This is a genomic window from Paraburkholderia bannensis NBRC 103871, from assembly GCF_000685015.1.
GTDB lineage: Bacteria > Pseudomonadota > Gammaproteobacteria > Burkholderiales > Burkholderiaceae > Paraburkholderia > Paraburkholderia bannensis.
On record NZ_BAYA01000027.1, the window covers coordinates 69,943 to 86,332 of the forward strand.

The 16,390-nt window shown below is 58.2% G+C and carries 17 protein-coding genes; 13 read left to right on the top strand and 4 right to left on the bottom strand.

Features of this window, described 5'->3' with window-relative positions; genetic code table 11:
• Positions 1-89: 89 nt before the first annotated feature.
• Positions 90-1,340, bottom strand: coding sequence for a PLP-dependent aminotransferase family protein (locus BBA01S_RS30145; RefSeq protein ID WP_084162645.1), 1,251 nt, complete (start codon positions 1,338-1,340; stop codon positions 90-92).
• Positions 1,341-1,920: 580 nt separating this feature from the next.
• On the opposite strand from BBA01S_RS30145, the gene BBA01S_RS30155 reads away from it, so the two are divergent.
• From BBA01S_RS30155 to paaD, 11 genes are all read left to right on the top strand, one after another.
• Positions 1,921-2,880: a DMT family transporter gene (locus BBA01S_RS30155; protein ID WP_027819700.1), complete on the top strand. Its 960-nt coding sequence runs from the start codon at positions 1,921-1,923 to the stop codon at positions 2,878-2,880.
• A 68-nt stretch (positions 2,881-2,948) separates the two neighbouring features.
• Complete coding sequence (locus BBA01S_RS43395) at positions 2,949-3,956, top strand: iron-containing redox enzyme family protein (protein ID WP_027819701.1); 1,008 nt, start codon at positions 2,949-2,951, stop codon at positions 3,954-3,956.
• 36 nt (positions 3,957-3,992) lie between these two features.
• Entirely contained in the window at positions 3,993-4,964 is a 972-nt protein-coding gene (locus BBA01S_RS47125; protein ID WP_156966134.1) for a 3-oxoacyl-[acyl-carrier-protein] synthase III C-terminal domain-containing protein, read from the top strand.
• A gap of 13 nt (positions 4,965-4,977) precedes the next feature.
• Positions 4,978-5,739 carry an SDR family NAD(P)-dependent oxidoreductase gene (locus BBA01S_RS30170; RefSeq protein ID WP_027819703.1) on the top strand — a complete coding sequence of 254 codons (762 nt, stop codon included), beginning with the start codon at positions 4,978-4,980 and terminating at the stop codon, positions 5,737-5,739.
• Positions 5,740-5,787: 48 nt separating this feature from the next.
• Positions 5,788-7,125, top strand: coding sequence for a glutamyl-tRNA reductase (gene hemA / locus BBA01S_RS43400; protein ID WP_052391954.1), 1,338 nt, complete (start codon positions 5,788-5,790; stop codon positions 7,123-7,125).
• Between the two features lie 9 nt (positions 7,126-7,134).
• A complete protein-coding gene (locus BBA01S_RS43405; protein WP_042298126.1) occupies positions 7,135-7,533 on the top strand; it encodes a carboxymuconolactone decarboxylase family protein in 399 nt (132 codons plus the stop codon).
• A gap of 29 nt (positions 7,534-7,562) precedes the next feature.
• Positions 7,563-7,847, top strand: a complete 285-nt coding sequence (locus tag BBA01S_RS30185; protein WP_042298127.1) for a (2Fe-2S) ferredoxin domain-containing protein — start codon at positions 7,563-7,565, stop codon at positions 7,845-7,847.
• A gap of 69 nt (positions 7,848-7,916) precedes the next feature.
• Positions 7,917-8,657, top strand: a complete 741-nt coding sequence (locus tag BBA01S_RS30190) for an SDR family NAD(P)-dependent oxidoreductase (RefSeq protein WP_027819705.1) — start codon at positions 7,917-7,919, stop codon at positions 8,655-8,657.
• A gap of 27 nt (positions 8,658-8,684) precedes the next feature.
• Complete coding sequence (locus tag BBA01S_RS43410; RefSeq protein WP_052391955.1) at positions 8,685-9,626, top strand: Phenylacetic acid catabolic protein; 942 nt, start codon at positions 8,685-8,687, stop codon at positions 9,624-9,626.
• Between the two features lie 18 nt (positions 9,627-9,644).
• On the top strand, positions 9,645-10,415 hold the full coding sequence (gene paaC, locus BBA01S_RS30200) for a 1,2-phenylacetyl-CoA epoxidase subunit PaaC (protein WP_042298128.1): 771 nt from the start codon (positions 9,645-9,647) through the stop codon (positions 10,413-10,415).
• A complete protein-coding gene (paaD, locus tag BBA01S_RS43415) occupies positions 10,409-10,924 on the top strand; it encodes a 1,2-phenylacetyl-CoA epoxidase subunit PaaD (RefSeq protein WP_052391956.1) in 516 nt (171 codons plus the stop codon). The genes paaC and paaD overlap by 7 nt, the downstream gene beginning before the upstream one ends.
• Before the next feature lie 41 nt (positions 10,925-10,965).
• Here the strand turns inward: paaD and pdxR are convergent, their stop codons facing one another.
• Entirely contained in the window at positions 10,966-12,414 is a 1,449-nt protein-coding gene (gene pdxR, locus BBA01S_RS30210; RefSeq protein ID WP_245641631.1) for a MocR-like pyridoxine biosynthesis transcription factor PdxR, read from the bottom strand.
• A gap of 264 nt (positions 12,415-12,678) precedes the next feature.
• Here pdxR and BBA01S_RS43420 point away from each other — a divergent pair, with 264 nt between their 5' ends.
• Positions 12,679-13,302: a TetR/AcrR family transcriptional regulator gene (locus BBA01S_RS43420; protein ID WP_042298131.1), complete on the top strand. Its 624-nt coding sequence runs from the start codon at positions 12,679-12,681 to the stop codon at positions 13,300-13,302.
• 28 nt (positions 13,303-13,330) lie between these two features.
• On the opposite strand, the gene BBA01S_RS43425 is transcribed toward BBA01S_RS43420, so the two are convergent.
• The gene (locus tag BBA01S_RS43425; RefSeq protein ID WP_084162648.1) at positions 13,331-14,425 is read right to left on the bottom strand and encodes an iron-containing redox enzyme family protein; all 1,095 of its coding nucleotides are present in this window, start codon (positions 14,423-14,425) and stop codon (positions 13,331-13,333) included.
• A gap of 321 nt (positions 14,426-14,746) precedes the next feature.
• Positions 14,747-15,460 (bottom strand): hypothetical protein, encoded by a 714-nt coding sequence (locus tag BBA01S_RS30225; protein WP_027819708.1) that lies wholly within the window; start codon positions 15,458-15,460, stop codon positions 14,747-14,749.
• 470 nt (positions 15,461-15,930) lie between these two features.
• Here BBA01S_RS30225 and BBA01S_RS30230 point away from each other — a divergent pair, with 470 nt between their 5' ends.
• Positions 15,931-16,293, top strand: coding sequence for a hypothetical protein (locus tag BBA01S_RS30230; protein WP_218004266.1), 363 nt, complete (start codon positions 15,931-15,933; stop codon positions 16,291-16,293).
• The last annotated feature ends 97 nt before the right edge of the window (positions 16,294-16,390 follow it).

The following is a 16,390-nucleotide window of genomic DNA, read 5'->3' on the forward strand; positions in this document are numbered from 1 at the left end:
TGCGCCGCCGAAACCCGCTTGCAAACGCGCCATGACAGAGCCATGCATTCAACATAGGAAGCCGCCCATCGCCACCCATATGACGCATTCTACGAGTTGAGAAACGCCTCGACGGGATGGCGGGCGCACATCGACACCACGCGCTGACGAATCTCGTCGGCAATTGCTTCGGTACCCATCCTGTCGATCACGTCGCCAATCATCTGGGCAATTTCTTCGGCATCGCGGCGCGTCAAGCCGCGTGCGGTAATCGCCGCGGTGGACAGTACGATGCGCGTCCCCGTCAAAGCCGGCTTGATCAACGCATGGGTGCGATCGACTTCCACGCTAATGTGCGCGCGAGCGAGCGCAGCCACCAGACGGCCGGCCGGCAGACCCGTGCTGTCGCATTCGATCACAACGAGGTGCGACGCCTCGTCTTCGCTCACAACCGGAATGCCGCGCTGTTCCAGACCGTGCCGCAGTGCTCCGGCATTTTCGATCATGCGCGCATCGTACTGTGCGAAGCCCTCCTCAAGCGCCTCCTTGAGCGCCACCGCCTGCGTCGCCAGCAGGCGCAGGGACGGCGCCACGTTGCAATAGGTACGCACCGCCCGGTCGAGCGGTTCGCTATAGCGGGCGTTGGCGAGCAGCAAGGTGCCGCGCGGGCCGCGCAAGGGGCCATGAGTGGGCGCTGTCGCCATATCGACCAGACCGAGCGGGGAGGCTATACGGCCTGCGGCGATTGCACAGGCAAGCGTCGTGAGGTCGACGGCAAACGCCGCGTCGACTGCGTGAACCATTGCCGAAAATCGGGGGTAGTCGATGCGGGACTGATCCGCTGAAAAGGCAACACGAACGAGCGACGGGCGCGCCTTGGCGATGACTGCCTCGCAAGCGTCGTAATCAGGATGCCCGTTCGTCATGCCGATCTCGAACTGCGCTTCCGGTTCAAGCTGACCAATCACATTCATGCGCAGCACGTAAGCCACGAAGTATCGCGCCTGCCTGACGAAATCGACGACAGCATCGCCTCGTCTGGTCGACGACAGCAGGATGAGGTGATTCGCGCGGCCCGGCGAACTGGCGCGCAGGCTCGCGTAGTTTGCGCCGAACAGTGTGCAGGCGCGTGCGCGCCCCACCCGCTCGACGGTATCCGTCACACCGTCGATCACCGCCGCCGGGTGTCCCGCTTCGTGCGCCATGGCGCCGTCGAACGCAGCCAGCTCGGCTGCCTGCCAGGCGGTCGCGCTCACATAATTGCGCGCCTCCACCAGTTCGATATAGCTATCCTGCTTCGCGCGCGCGAGCCAAAGCTGATAGGCGATCGTTGGATCGACCGATTCCAATGTTGTAGACATGTGTCAACGCACCGTCTTCGCGTGCGGTTTCAGAATGCACAGGCGCACTACCGCCTCCCTTGTTCCCTCTGTCAAATCCGGTTCGCATGCCACAAGGAATGCGCATCAACCGGGGTTTCGCAGGGGGCGTGGATAGTTTCGCAGATATGAAGCAGCCTGCCATGTACAGTCCGCTCCAATCGCGGACAACTGTTCGGCCTGTTTCGCCTGACAGTTCCTCACGCCCGGCGCCTGCCCGAAAATCCGCGAGCGTGGCATCTCAAGCCTCGCGTCCTCAACGTTCCGGTTGAAACAAGCATCGACTGACCGTGCGTCATTTCCTACCCATCGCATTCCTTATCATTTCCAATCACGTGCGTTGCGAATTCAATCTTGTCCTGTTCGAAACGATCAATCTTGCCACTACAGTTGCCCGGTGCCCGACGGTACATTTTTCACGTCCTTGGAAGCACCTGAATCAAGCCTGGCGTCCTGCTTCACCCGGACGAGATCCACCAGCCTGCCGCCGTTGAATCCCATACGAACGACGCGCCGGTTAGTGGAGGATCAAAGCGCCTGGCAAACAATAGGAAAACACCCAATGCCTGTTCAGTACCTGCTTGGCTCGATCTTCTGCCTGATCGCAACGGTCTCATGGGGTTGCATGTTCCCGGTCATGACCCAGGCGCTCAAGCACGTCGACCCGTTTAACTTCACGGCCATCCGCTACAGCATCGCGGTCATCGCCTTCCTGATCGTTCTTGTCAAGCGCGAAGGCATCGCTGCCCTGAACCTCAAGAACGAGCGCTACGTCCTCGCGTGGCTGTTTGGCACCGCGGGCTTCGCGGGTTTCGGCTTTCTGGTCTTTCTCGGTCAGGAAATGTCGGGGCCGACCGGCGCGCTGACGGCCTCGATCATGATGGCGACCATGCCGCTCATCTCTTTGTTGGTCAACTGGCTGCTGCGCGGCGTCAAACCGCCGCCCGTTTCGATCGCGCTTATCGTGCTTTCGTTTATCGGCGTTGTTACCGTCATTACGGGGGGCGACTTCTTTGCCCTCTTTAATACCCAGTTCCAGTTTGCTGCCAATGGCTGCCTGATTCTTGGCGCGCTCTGTTGGGTCATCTATACGACGGGAGCCAGCTATTTCCCGAAGTGGTCACCTTATCGCTACACCACCATGACGACGCTGCTGGGTCTCGTCAGTGTTTTCGCGATCGATGCCGTGCTGATCGCGAGCGGCCATGTGGCGATCCCGGCGCAGTCGGCCATCATCGCGGTCGTGCCGCATCTGCTGTACACCGCGCTGATTGCGGGCTTCGTTGGCGTGCTGGGCTGGAATCTCGGCAACCGCATTGTTACCCCGATGAACGGCGTGCTGTTCATGGATGTGGTGCCGCTGACCGCGTTCGTCGTGTCGGCGCTGACGGGAACCATCCCGGCCCGCGCCCAGATCATCGGCGCACTGATTTCCGCCAGCGCACTCATTCTGAACAATCTGTATCAGCGCCGCAGGCTGGCCATGCAAAGTGTCGTGACGTTGCAGAAAGCGAAGGCCTGATTTTCCAGTCGCCCTCGCTATAGAAAGCTGAATCCCTCATTTTTCCCCCCTATTCTCTTGAGTCGTTGATGAAAACTTTTGACCACGTCCTGAAGCAAACGCGTTCGCTACTCAACCAGAAGCAAGCACCGGTAGCAGCGTGGCGGGAGATCCAGAGTGAAATCTCGTCGCTTTGCAAAGAGGCATTTTCCCCGTCGCAAGGCAACGCCTACCGGGTCTTTCACCAGATTCTCTTCGACTTCTATCAACTGACGTTTCTTCCGCCGCACGACGTGCGCGTACAAAACCAGTTCAATCCCGAGATGATCGGCGTTCGCAACCTGATGGAACAGGAATGGCGCAATCACCTGCACAGCGAGGTCGCGCAGGAACTGCGTGACGCGACGATTCCCACCGACGGCGAAGAATTTGTCGACTGGCTGCTTCAACGGCTCGAACAGCATCCTTCGAACGGTCATCCGCTCTACGAATACCTGGAGTCGTCCGCGAAGATCGAAGACTTCGAAATCTTCTTTCAGAGCGAAATCATCGTCAACAGCATGTTCGAGGAGTTCGTCGCACTGGCCCAGCTGGGGGCGCCCACCTACATCAAGATCGAACTGGCGAAGAACTACTGGGACGAAATGGGCAATGGCGTGGACGCGAAGGTTCACACCGAAATGTTCCAGAAGCTGCTCAACCATTTCGGACTTAACCAGGTCGATCTCGATCGCGTCGCGCACGCCAATCCTGTAGCGCTGGCGCAAGGCAATCTGTTCCTGATGCTGTCGATGCAGCGCAAGCACTTCTACGAAACGATGGGCTTGATCGGCGCCGGCGAATACCTTGTGCCGAAGCGCTATCAAAAAGTAGTCGATGGATCGCGGCGCGTGGGGCTCAGCGACGACACGCTCGAGTTCTATATCGAGCATATCGGCATTGATACCGACCACGCAGACGAATGGTTCCGCAATGCCATCGTTCCGGCCGTGAACGCCACACCTGAGGCTCGCATCGAGATGGCACAGGGAGCCTATTACCGCATGCTGCACATTCAGGCATTTTCGGACGTGCTGTTTCACCTGTTCACTCAATAACGCCTCGCAACCCTTACATGAGCGTGAAGGAGTGAAATGTCCGCGAGACTACTAGCGACCGGGATTTACCTGCCGGAAAAATCTGTGCCGGTCGCATCCTTGCTACCCGATGGAGTGGACAGCTATCAGACGGACGTGGTCGGCATTCATTCGGTACGCCGCGCCGCGCCCGACGAGCACGCCTCCGATCTGGCCATCAAGGCCGGACGCGAGGCACTCAAAGCCTCCGCGCTGGACCCACGCGATATCGATGTCGTCATTTACTGCGGTATCGGCGTCAACGATCGTGGATTCTGGTCGCCGGCCGCGCGAATTCAGCATGATCTCGGTGCATCGCGCGCTTTCGCTTTCGATGTCTATCAAGGGTGCGTCAACACGATTCTCGCGCTGAAACTGGCCAGAGATATGTTGAACGCCAATGAAAAACTGGGCGTAGTGCTGATCGTGGCCGGTTGCCGGGTGGAAGATGTGATACCCGGGCGCACGACAGGCAACACGTTTTATTCGGACGGCGGCGCTGCGGCGCTTGTCGTCCGCGATGGCGACGACTGGGTGATCGGGGACGCGTACTTCGAAACCGATGGCTATTTCCATGACGTGTTCTATTCGGGCAGCGGCGGGACGATCGCGCCGCCCACCCACCCTGATTCACTCGTGGGCTATGGCGTCCAAAACCGCGAAAAGCAGAAGATCGACCTGAAGCCGGTCTTCGACGAAAAGCTCATAGGCGTCATAGAACGGCTCGCGGGTCACCTCTCGCACCGCGAGATTTACGTGAACCTGTTTAATTACAACCGCCGTCTGACGGCGACACTCAATAGCAGGTTCGCGGGCAGGGTCAGCGGCTGGCTGGCCAGTTACGAATCTTACGGCCATATGGGCCCTTGCGACCCGATCCTGAACCTGTATTTGGCACGCGAACAACATCAAATTCCGCCGGGCGCAGTCGTCATCAACGTGGCGGCCGGCATTGGCATGACATGGGGAGGTTGTGCAATTGAACATTGACTTCACGCCTGAATTGACACGCGCCGCGCCGCGAATTCTGCTTACCGGAGCCAGCGGCGGCATCGGGCGCGATATTGCCCGGCGCTTTGGCCGTGGCGCCAGAATCGGTTTGCATTACCACCACGATCGCTCCGCTTCGATCGATGAAACGGCCGAAGCCATTCATGCGGCAGGCGGTGAAGTGTTGCCGCTTCAAGCCGATGTCACCCAGCCCGGCAACGTCGACGACATCGTCGAGCGCTTCACGAAATGGAGCGGCGGCGTGGATATCCTGATCAATAACGCGGGAGCGCTGCCATCGCGCGTGCTGATCGAGGATATGAGCCTGGACACGTGGAATCACAGTTTCGCGCTCAACGCGAGTTCGGTATTTCTGTTCACCAAAGCCGTCATCCCGTCCATGAAGAAGCAGGCCACGGGCGGCGCGATCATCAATATCTCCTCGATCGCCGCAGTGACCGGCGGATCGTCGCGCGCGAGTCACTACGCGAGCGCCAAGGCGGCCGTCTCATGCTTTACGCTCTCGGCCGCGAAAGAGCTGGCGCCCTACAACATCCGCGTGAACGCCGTCTCGCCTGGCTTTATCGAAACGCCATTTCATGACGGCATTACGGATGCGACTGTGATGAAACAGGTGGAACTCCAGACGCCCTTGCAAAGAAACGGCACTGCGCGAGACGTCGCCGAGGCTGTCTATTACCTCGCCAGCTCATCGGCGGCATTCGTTACCGGAACCGTTCTTGACGTGAATGGCGGCTTGCTGATGCGCAGCTGACGCCTCATTCATTTATCGACTTGCTCGTAGTAGATAAGGAGATATTTCATGGAATTCGGAGTGATCGGGCTAAGCCACAAATCGGCTGGGCTCGAAGTACGCGAGAAGTTCGCTCTCGATCAGAACCGCCTGATTGAAGCACTGCAACTTATCGACCGTGACTATTCATTCGAGGGGGTGCTGCTCAGCACCTGTAACCGCTTCGAGATCTATTTTCTGTCTGAAGATGGTGTCGCCGGCGCGCGTGAGTTTCTAGGCCGCTTTTACGAAGTCGACGATCGATTGCTCGACGAACATACCTATCGTAAGTCCGGCGAAGCCGCCCTGCGCCACCTCCTGCGTGTTGTCAGCGGCCTGGATTCGGTGGTGCTGGGAGAGAACCAGATTCTCGGGCAGGTTCGCACTGCCTGGCTGGTTGCGCAAGAGCAGAAAGTCTCGCGCAAGCTGTTGAATGGCATTTTTGAGCGTGCCGTGCGCTTCGGCAAAATGAGCCGCACCGAATCCACGCTCAACGCAGGTCCCGTTTCCATCAGTTCGGTCGCCGTGAAACTCGCAGAGAAGCAACTCGAACGGCTCGACGACAAGACCGGATTGCTCGTGGGCTCCGGCGAGATGGCGCGAATCGCGGTCCAGCATCTTCGCGATCGGGGCCTGTCGAGGCTTGTCGTCGCCAACCGCTCCCGCGACCGCGCACAACAACTGGCCGACGAATACGGTGGAAGCGCCATTGGTCTCGATGAAATCTATGGCGTCATTCCAGAGATTGATCTGGTCATCAGCGCGGCAAGCGCAAGCGAGCCGATCTTGACGCGATACGGTCTGGAACGGGCCATGTCGACGCGCACGTACCGTCCATTGGTGCTGGTCGATATTGGTGTGCCTCGCAACATCGAGCAAACGGTCGATACGTTGCCCGGCGTGGCGTTATATGACGTTGATTCGCTGGAGAGCATCTCCAGAGAAAATAGCCGCCTGAGGCAAGGCGAGATTGAGAAGATTGAAGCGTGGATCGACCGTGAAATTGAGGAAAATGCAACGCGATTACGCACCGAATGCGTAGTCCCGCTCATCAAGGCGCTCACGGCAAGGATCGACCTGGTACAGCAGGAGTCGATGAAAAGCATCCGCGAGAACGCACCAGACCTCGACGAACGCATCTACGAAGTGGTCGCCCGCTCTTCATTCGCCGCGTTGAATGGTCTTCTTAGAACGCCGATCAAGCGACTCAAGGAAATGTCGGTGAGTTCAGGGCCAGGCGATCTCCAGGAAATTGCGAATCAATTTGCTGAACTCTTCGAATTGCCGAATACGGACAACGCGCATCTTCACAAACTGGTCAAACGATTCGGCTCACAGCCAATGATCGGCGACCAATCCACACGATAGGGAACCGCCATGCAGATCAGCAGGATGGACGCCGGGTCAGCGCTGATTTCCTCGCTCTACGGCAGCAGCTATCAAGATGCACTGGAGCGTCTGGGGGAGATCGCACCGCACTTTCGCGACCTGATTGTCGAGGTCATCGCCGGCACGGTCTATACCCGTGCGCAACTCGATCAACGCTCTCGCGAGCTGGTGGCGATCGCGTCGCTTGCAACGCTTGGTCACGCCCTGCCGCAACTGAAAGTACATGTTGCAGGGGCGCTCGCACTGGGTTGGACGCGCAGTGAAATCGTGGAAGTGCTGACCCAGGTCGCCATGCATGCCGGGTTTCCCGCAGCCCGTAACGCGATCATGGCAGCCGCCGAAGTCTTCGAAGCGCAACAGATTCTCGACCAGAAGGTACCGCAGTGAGCGAGTCTTACTACCGACATCACGTTTTCATGTGCACGAACCAGCGCGAAAACGGCACGGCCTGTTGCGCCAACCTCGGCGCCGCGCAGGCCGGCGAACATGCGAAAACACGCCTGAAATCCCTGAGTTTTTCGGCACGCAGCCGGGCGCGGATCAATATGACCGGATGCCTGAATCGCTGCGGCCAGGGGCCCATCATGGTCGTCTATCCCGAGGGAACCTGGTACCGCTACGAGACGCTGAACGATATCGATGAAATTATCGACAGCCACATCGGTCGTGGCGAAATCGTGCAGCGGCTTCGCGTGAGCTAGGCCTCTTGCGTGACAAGCCGCAAATCTCGCTCCTCAATCCATTCACTTTCCTTACCGGTATCTAGCAATATGAGTGAATCTCCCCGCTACATGCTGCTCACGGGAGCCAGCCGCGGCATCGGGCACGCCACGGTCAAATTGTTTCAGGAGCGCGGCTGGACGGTATTGACAGTGTCGCGCCAGCCGTTCTCCTCGGACTGCAAGTGGCCGAATGCCGCCGCATCGCACATCCAGGCGGATCTCGCCCATATCGATGCGATTGAGGAGGTCGCCGCCGAAGCGAGACGCAGGTTGCCCGACGGGAAACTGCATGCGCTCGTCAACAATGCCGGGATTTCGCCCAAAGGCCCGGAGTCCTCGCGTCTTGGCGTGCTGGGTAGCGACAGTCACGTCTGGACGACGGTGATGAATGTCAATGTGGTTTCGAATGCCCTGCTGGCGCGAGCACTGTTTCCGGAACTCGTGGCCGGGCAAGGCGTCGTCGTCAATGTCACTTCGATTGCGGGCGTCAAGGTGCATCCGTATGCGGGAACAGCCTATGCCGCCTCCAAGGCGGCACTCGCGGCCCTGACACGTGAAATGGCTCATGAATTCGGACCTCATGGCGTTCGCGTCAATGCCATCGCGCCCGGGGAAATCGATACGTCGATTCTTTCTCCAGGCACCCAGGAGCTCGTCGATAGCGCCATTCCATTGCGTCGTCTGGGTAGCCCGCGAGAAGTTGCGGAGACGATCTATTTTTTGTCGACTCCCGCCTCTTCCTATATCAATGGCGCCGAAATTCACATTAACGGCGGTCAACACGTCTAGCATGAATCCGTTGGCCAGGGGGCCGGCATGAATAGCACAGAAAGCAAGCCCACTGAGTTTGAAACCGGGCAATTGCCGCGCACGGAAACTCACCTGGCCGACGTGATCGACGCGTTGCAGGACAGCGTGCGAAACCGGTTGATTCGCGAAATGGCGCAGCAGGCTCAAACAGAGGTTATTGGCGTACAGGTCATGCGAGCGTGGATCCCACGAGCGCCAACCCTGCAACAGAAATCTCTCCTGCTTGCGAGGGTGCAAACGATGGCCGCACATGCCTTGTCGCTACAGGGCGCACTCGCGAGGCTTGGCATAACGGGCGAACAGTTGCTCCGGCAGCGGCTCGACGGTACGGCCCGCTATCTGGACATTTTCAACTACCCGGTGCTGAGCTGGGGCGACATCGGCATGATCGGCTGGCTGGGCGGTACGGCGGAACTCGTCAGGCAGGCGATGCTATCGCGCCAGGGCTGCGAATCCTGCGCTCGCCTGATGGCGAACATCGGGCAGGAAAAGCGCTTTCATCACCGCCAGAGCTTTGAGCGTGTCATGAATCTCGCGCTGGGTACGCACGCACAGCGAAAGATGGCACAGGATGCGCTCGATCGCTGGTGGTGGCCCATGCTGATGGCGTTCGGAGCTCCACAGAGCCGCCCCGCTGCGCATCCAACTGCATTTGGTGAGACATCCGGATCTAACGATATGCTGCGCCAGAAATTCATCGACGAGACTGTTCCGCAAGTGCACTTTCTGCAACTCAAGCTGCCCGACGACAATCTGTTGCTCAACGATGAAACCGGCCACTATGACATTGGGCAAATTGATTGGGACACGTTCGAGAGCATTACGCGGCGGGGTGGCGTCTGCAACCGTACACGTATGGACGCCTGTAGCAAGACGTGGCATGAAGGCGCCTGGGTGCGTGACGCCGCTGCGGCGTACGCTGCGAGGCAAGCCACAGAAATGGTATAGCAAGAATAAGGTTAGCAGGTGAAAGCGAACGATCAATACCATCAGTTCCTGGCTGAGTATCTCCTGCGTCAGGGCGATAACTGCCTGATCCTTTCGCAACGACTCTCTTCGTGGTGCGGTAATGGCCCCACCCTTGAGGAGGATCTCGCGCTCAGCAATATCGCGCTTGGCTGGCTAGGGCAGGCACGCATGTGGCTCCAATATGCCGGTAGTCTGCCTTGCGTCGCGCGCAGCGAAGATGAACTCGCCGGTTTGCGGGATGCGCATGAGTTCCGCAATGTGTTGCTCGTCGAGCAGCCAAACGAGAATTTTGCCGATATCCAGACACGACTGTTTCTTTTTACGAGTTGGTATGGCCTGCTGCTGGACTCGCTGATCCACTCGCACGACGAGAGAATTGCGGCGATTGCTGCCGGCTCGGCGAAACAAATCGCTTTTTATCTGCAGCACAGCCGCCGCTGGATTGTGCGCCTGGGTGACGGAACCGCGTTCAGCCGCGCGAAGCTTGAGCGTGCGTTCGAGGCATGCTGGGACTTTCTCGGGGAGCTGTTCCTCATGGACGATCTAGAGAAAACAATGCTCAGGTATGGCGTCGGATGCAATTATGCCGTGCTTTATCCGATATGGTGCCGGCATATCGGCGAGGTTGCTGCACAAGCGAAAATCCAGCTGCCGCAGTGCGCCATGCGCATGCAGAACGGAAAACAAGGCAGGCATTCGGAGCATCTCGTTCCCTTACTCATGGAGATGCAATATTTACAGCGTTCGTTTCCTGGCTCCCTATGGTAGTCATACCTGATAAAAGTTCTGGGCAATTTCCTGTCGAGCGTGTATGGACGTGGCTTGCGGGTGTGCCCGACCCAGCGATCCCTTACATTTCGGTAATCGATCTTGGTATCGTCCGCGATGTGTACTGGGATGGAGATCAACTGCACATCATTACGACGCCGACGTGGAACGGTTGTCCCGCAAAGGCGCAGATTGAGGAGGCGATCCGTGGCGTACTCAACGATCACGGCGTGGCCCATTTTACGATCGAGTCGCGACTCGCGCCGGCCTGGACCACAGAATGGATCAGTGAGACCGGCAAACAGAAACTCGCGACGGCCGGCATCGCACCGCCTCTGCCAATCGAGGCCGGATGGCAGGCACTGCCTTTACCTCGTCAGAAACCGCCCTGTCCCCATTGCGGATTACGTGCGACCCGTATGACCAGTGCTTTCGGTAGCACACTCTGCAAGTCGATGCATATCTGCAATCGCTGCCAGAAGCCCTTCGAGCATTTCAAGGCGATCTGAGCGCGCACGCGGTTTGCAGGGATCGCCATTGCACCAACGGTTCAATCGCTCTCGTCCAGCGCCTGCTTTAACGCGCGCGAGAGCGCGAGCGCCCCGCTCTCGGACTTGACATTGGCGAAACCGAGCAAGAGCCCTTTCTGGGGCGGCGCATCCATATAGCGAACCGAAAGCGCCTCCACGGCAAGCCGGTGTCTCTTTGCCTTTTGCGCCAGGTGCAAATCGTCTTCTGAGTCGTCAAGCCCCGCGAGCAAGGTGAGCCCGCACGGCATATCATCGAAATGCATGCGATCGCCGAACGTGGCGCGCATGCTTTGCACCACCATTTCGCGCCGCTGCGAATACACCTGACGCATTTTCTTCAAATGCCGCGCAAAGTAGCCTTGATTAATGAAATCGGCTGTGACGCCCTGGATCAGTACGGGACTGCCATCGTGTAGCCGCGTGCACGATTCGTCGAAACGCGCGACCAATGGCTTCGGAACAACCAGGTAAGTCAGGCACAGCGCCGGACTCAGGGCCTTGCTGAAGGTGCCGACAAACAGCACATTGTCTGTCTTGACGAAACTTGCCAGCGCCGGCAAACGTCCGTCATAGCGGAATTCGCTGTCGTAGTCGTCTTCGATGATAAAAGCGTTGTTCTGCTGCGCCCAGCCGATCAGTTCAAGCCGCCGCTCGATCGACAGCGATACGCGGGCGGGACCTTGATGTGTGCGGGAGACCAGCGCAAAGCGCGCATGCGGTGCGAGCTCCTTGCCCTTCGCCACACATAATCCCTCCTTGTCGACCGGCACCGGAATGAGCCGTGCGCCCATCTCGGCGAACAGATGACGCCGGCTGGGACGCAAGCAGGGATCTTCAAGCCATAATTCGTCGAGCGGTCGCAACAACGTGCGGGCGAGCAGGCTCATGGCGCCGCGATAGCCGGACATGACGAACACCTGTTCCGGCTGGCAATCCAGCCCGCGGGAAATCTGCAAATGCGACGCGATGGCTTCACGTAGCGGCTGATAGCCTGCCGGATTGGGATACGCGAAATGCTGGGCTTGCATGCGCGCCTGCCGGGTGACCAGGGTCGCCCAGAGCTTGTGAGGAAACTGATCGAGAGCAGGAAGCCCGACCTGAAACGGCTGTGGCGCAGTTTGCGCGCCATGATGGGGCGAGCGACTGACGGCCCGGGCTTCAGTGGCACGCGCGAGCGAATCGTGCACCTGCCCCGCAGCGAGCGAGGGTGACACCACGGTTCCCGCCTGACCGCGCGCTACGAGATAGCCATCGCCGATCAGCAGGTCATAAGCCATTTCCACGGTTCCACGAGAAATCTGCAACTCGCTTGCCAGATTGCGAACCGACGGTACACGCATACCGGGCGCGTAGGCGCCGTTTGCGATGGCGCGACGAAAGCGCTCGTAGATTTGCCGATACAGAGGTTCGTCACTACCTTCCAGTAGCGACACAGCGCGGCCGCTTAGCAAAAATTCTGCACTCGACAATTCAATACTCCCGATCAGGCTATTGTGTGGTTGCTCGCGTTTGCGTGTCTGCCAGTCGAGCTTTTGTTATGCGAAAGCGCTTGTCGTATGGGCGGCCCACTATTTTCCCTTATAACAAATGATACCAGGCCGTATCATGGATAAATGCTAGCACGACAGGTATTCGTCGCAAGAAATAATTTCTTCGATTCAATCCAGACTTGCACGCAAGAATCGCGCACCCGTCCTATAATTTCGGCACGCACGATTAAGGAACTACTGAATATGCAGAAAAACGCCAAGCGTCAGTCCATCGTAGAGACCGCGACTCAGCTATTTGCACAACATGGTTACCACGCCGTCGGCACCGACAGGATCATCGATGAGTCGGGCGTCGCGAAGATGACGCTCTTTCGCAACTTCCCCACCAAGAACGACCTGATTTCGGAAGTACTGTCCCAACGTGCGCAAAGCGCGCTGAGTTCGCTCGCCAGCATGGTCGCAAGCAAGCGCACCGCGCTCGAACGGATTGAGGCGGTTTTCGAGTGGCACGAACAGTGGTTCACATCGCGCGATTTCAGCGGCTGCATGTTTACTGGCGCGCTTGCCGAATTCCAGTCGGAGTCCAGCGAAATCACCCGCATCGCTACGGTTCAGAAGGCCAATCTGCGTTTATTTATCCAGAACCTGCTGCTGGATCTCGTGCCCGCACCGTCCATCGCGCTGCTGGCGCGTCAGATCGTCATGCTTCTTGACGGCGCGACGATGTCGGCCGTGGCAGGAGACCATGAAAACGCCGCGCATGAAGCCCATGCGGCGGCGATGAGCCTGATTCTTTCTCTACAGGCGCCACCGGCCGCCGCCGCCAAGGCGAGCCGGGCCAGATCCGAACAAAAGAAAACAAGTTAGTTCGTCGCCTGGCCCGGCTTGGCGATGGTCATCGATCCAGGATTCGCGCGTACAAGGCATCGTAGTATTCGTTGCACGATGCCAGCCTCAAGGCCGCGCCCAGAACGATTTCCTGAGCGACCTCGGGTGTCTCCTCAACAACAGGCGAGATGACGTTGGCCAGCCAGCCTTCGCCATGCACCACATCGATCGTCACATGCTCCAGGTAGTACTCTAGTTCGTTTTCCGCACCAAGGCCCACGCGCTCGCAGCCGCGAGCGAGTTTGGCGTACTGGCTTGGATCGAGTAACTCGGTCATCGCCATGACGCCCAGCAGCTTGAAGTAATGCTGGCGATTCACGCAGCACAGCATGAAAAGGTTATAGCCGGCGAGCCCCTGCCAGTTCAATTCGCTTGCGTGGTGGTCGCTGGCGCGCTCGACGCCGACCGTGTCGAGCAGATATTGAAACAGACTGACATGGCCGCGCTGCGCGTCGCCCCGACCGGATTCGTCCCAGAAGTTCTGGGCCAGTTCCTTGCGCACGCCCATGCGTGAGCCGATCATCGAATAAACCAGCAAATCGAAGAAGCGGATATTCAGCGCGCTGTCGCTCTTAAAGAACGTGACGATCTGTTCGCGCGACGCGTCCTTCTCCAGAAAATCGAACAAGGGATGCGCGGCCACGGGATGTTGCGCCCACAATGTTCTCAAGGCTGACACAACGCTTTCACTATCGGCGGCCACCCGCTCCGGTTCGGCCTGCCGCTGCGCATGTGCCAGCCATGCACGTTCGATCCGGGCACGCAGGCGAGTGAGTGTTGGATCGAACTGATTGACTGCTCGTGGCGACGCGCCATCGAGCACGTGCAGTTCGTATAGCCAGAACAGTGCGCGATGAATTTCCTTCAAGGCGAAGGCGTCGCCTCGCGAAAATGCGGCCTGAAGGACGGTATCGGCGCGTTCCAGAAAGGCGCGTTCCCACGCAGGGTTGCCGTCAACCAGCGCGCCCAGTTCCCTGCATTCGCTTAAACTCCACACCGCATCGTCGAGCGTTTTTTCTAGCATGGCGGCAAGAAATCCGCGCGTCGCCTGCTGCTCGACTTTTTCTACTTCTCCTCTGGATGCTGCATCAAATGCCGTCATGGCGCCCCCCGGTTTCAGTTTGATTTCTATTGGTGATGATACCGACCAGTCTCACGCGATATGCATAAATTCAGTCCCACGCGATGCATTATTTATCGCCATCGCGAGAATAAAGGTTGATTGTTGCTGAATCAAGCGATAAGTGTGCGAATAGACCAACTACCCGGTATTTGAGCGCACGTGGATCAGCGAGGGGAATGGACGCTCGTTCGGGCGCGCGCCGACGGACTGGAATGGTCGTCCGGGTCGTCACCACGCTCGGCACTCACGGTGCAGCGATTGTGCTTCCTGCTGTGTTCATCGAAAGACTGGAACAGTTGGCTAGTCAACGCGCAGTAAGCGACCCGATTGCGGGCACACGGCGACTGGTGAGCCGTTAGACCAGACTTGCTCCTTCTCAAGTTGCCGCGACGTCGAGGGGGCAACATCGAACACAACCTTCAGCGCGCTGCCAATGTGGGCGTCTTCTATGGGAAGTTCCCACGTCAGGAAAATCTGGACGAAGTCCTGGCCCGGGGCGAATTCGGCCGTAGAGAAACTGTCGCTGCCGCGTCGAATGACGCCGTGTGGCTGAACCGGATCGAAAATCACGGCTGTTCCCCGCTTGAGGGGAATGCGTTGGCCCGTAGAGGGAAAGTGCAAGTCCAGACCCTTATCTTCACTCAGAAAGAGATTGCCGAAAGCGGCGCCGCCGTATTGTTCGCCATCGTGGTGATACCTCGCGCCACGACACGCCATCAGCGCCATGTCGCAATCTGCAATGACTGCGGGTAGTCCCAGGGCGTCGATCCACTCAGACATCGCCTGCACGCAGCGCCTGTAGTCCGGCCAGCGCAGTTGCGTGCGCGCCAGAGGCATCACCTCGACATCCCCCGGTTCCAGAGCGAGCCGCACCTCTGCCTCTCTTTGCCAGTCCGCAAGCACGGCCGCAGTAGGCGCCGGCAGATCGAGCGTTCCGGATAAAACGATGTCACTTACGCGGCGACTGCGGATGGCGTCGCCGCTCCAGAAAAAGGAGGTCAGGATATTTCGCATTCGATTCTGCCAAAGGTAGTTCGCGAAGCATTGTAACGATTCATCCTGGGCATCCCGATGGAGATCGGGCCTGCATCGAAACCCCGGCAGGCGCGCCTGACGCTGGAGTAGAAATCCCGACTGACTAAACCCGCAATGGGATTTATGCGTTGCGGCGATGCGCTGGTCATGCATGTTTCCTTGAACAGCGTCTGTACGAAACAGACGTCACGCCAGTAAGCGGTAATTTACGGTAATGGTTAGGACAAGAAAATATAATGCCAGCTGAATATAAAACGAGAGCAAACGTTTGAAGAATGCTCAATTTGCCGATACCTATCCATCCGAATAGGTGCAATGTCAGTGCGCTAGAAGTAATTTACGTCTTCGTTGGGATCGCGAACGGAATTCAGATGACTTAGCATCGATGCTCCGTTTACGTCTTGACGTGAGGAAATATCTCGCGATGCTTGCGACGATGTTCTTAAAAAATGCTGGCGAAAATTCCCGAATGCCACGGCTGCGGCAGTGACGGGAAAATTTCAGTGCAGCCACACGCAAAGGTGAAAACTATGTCGACATCATTGGTTGGTGGTTGGTCTGCTTTTAACTTCGAACTCTCATCCGCGGCACGAGAAGTCTTCCAGGAAGCGGTACGACATCTGCTGGGCGTCAGCTACACGCCGTTTGCTTTCGCGACGCAGGTGGTAGCAGGAACCAACTACTCCTATCTTGCGCAAGCCAAAACCGTGGCGCCGGAATCATCGTTGCGCGTCGTACGTGTGCACATCTTTCAGCCGCTTCCGGGCAAAGGTGAGCCGCATGTGACGCAAATCATCGCCATCGAGCCGTGATCGTCAGCTCGGGCTCATGACCCGAGCCAGGACTTCAAAGGTCATTCCGGATTTACGCTTGCGTAATATCAGGAATGACCTTTATCGTTTTACCAGC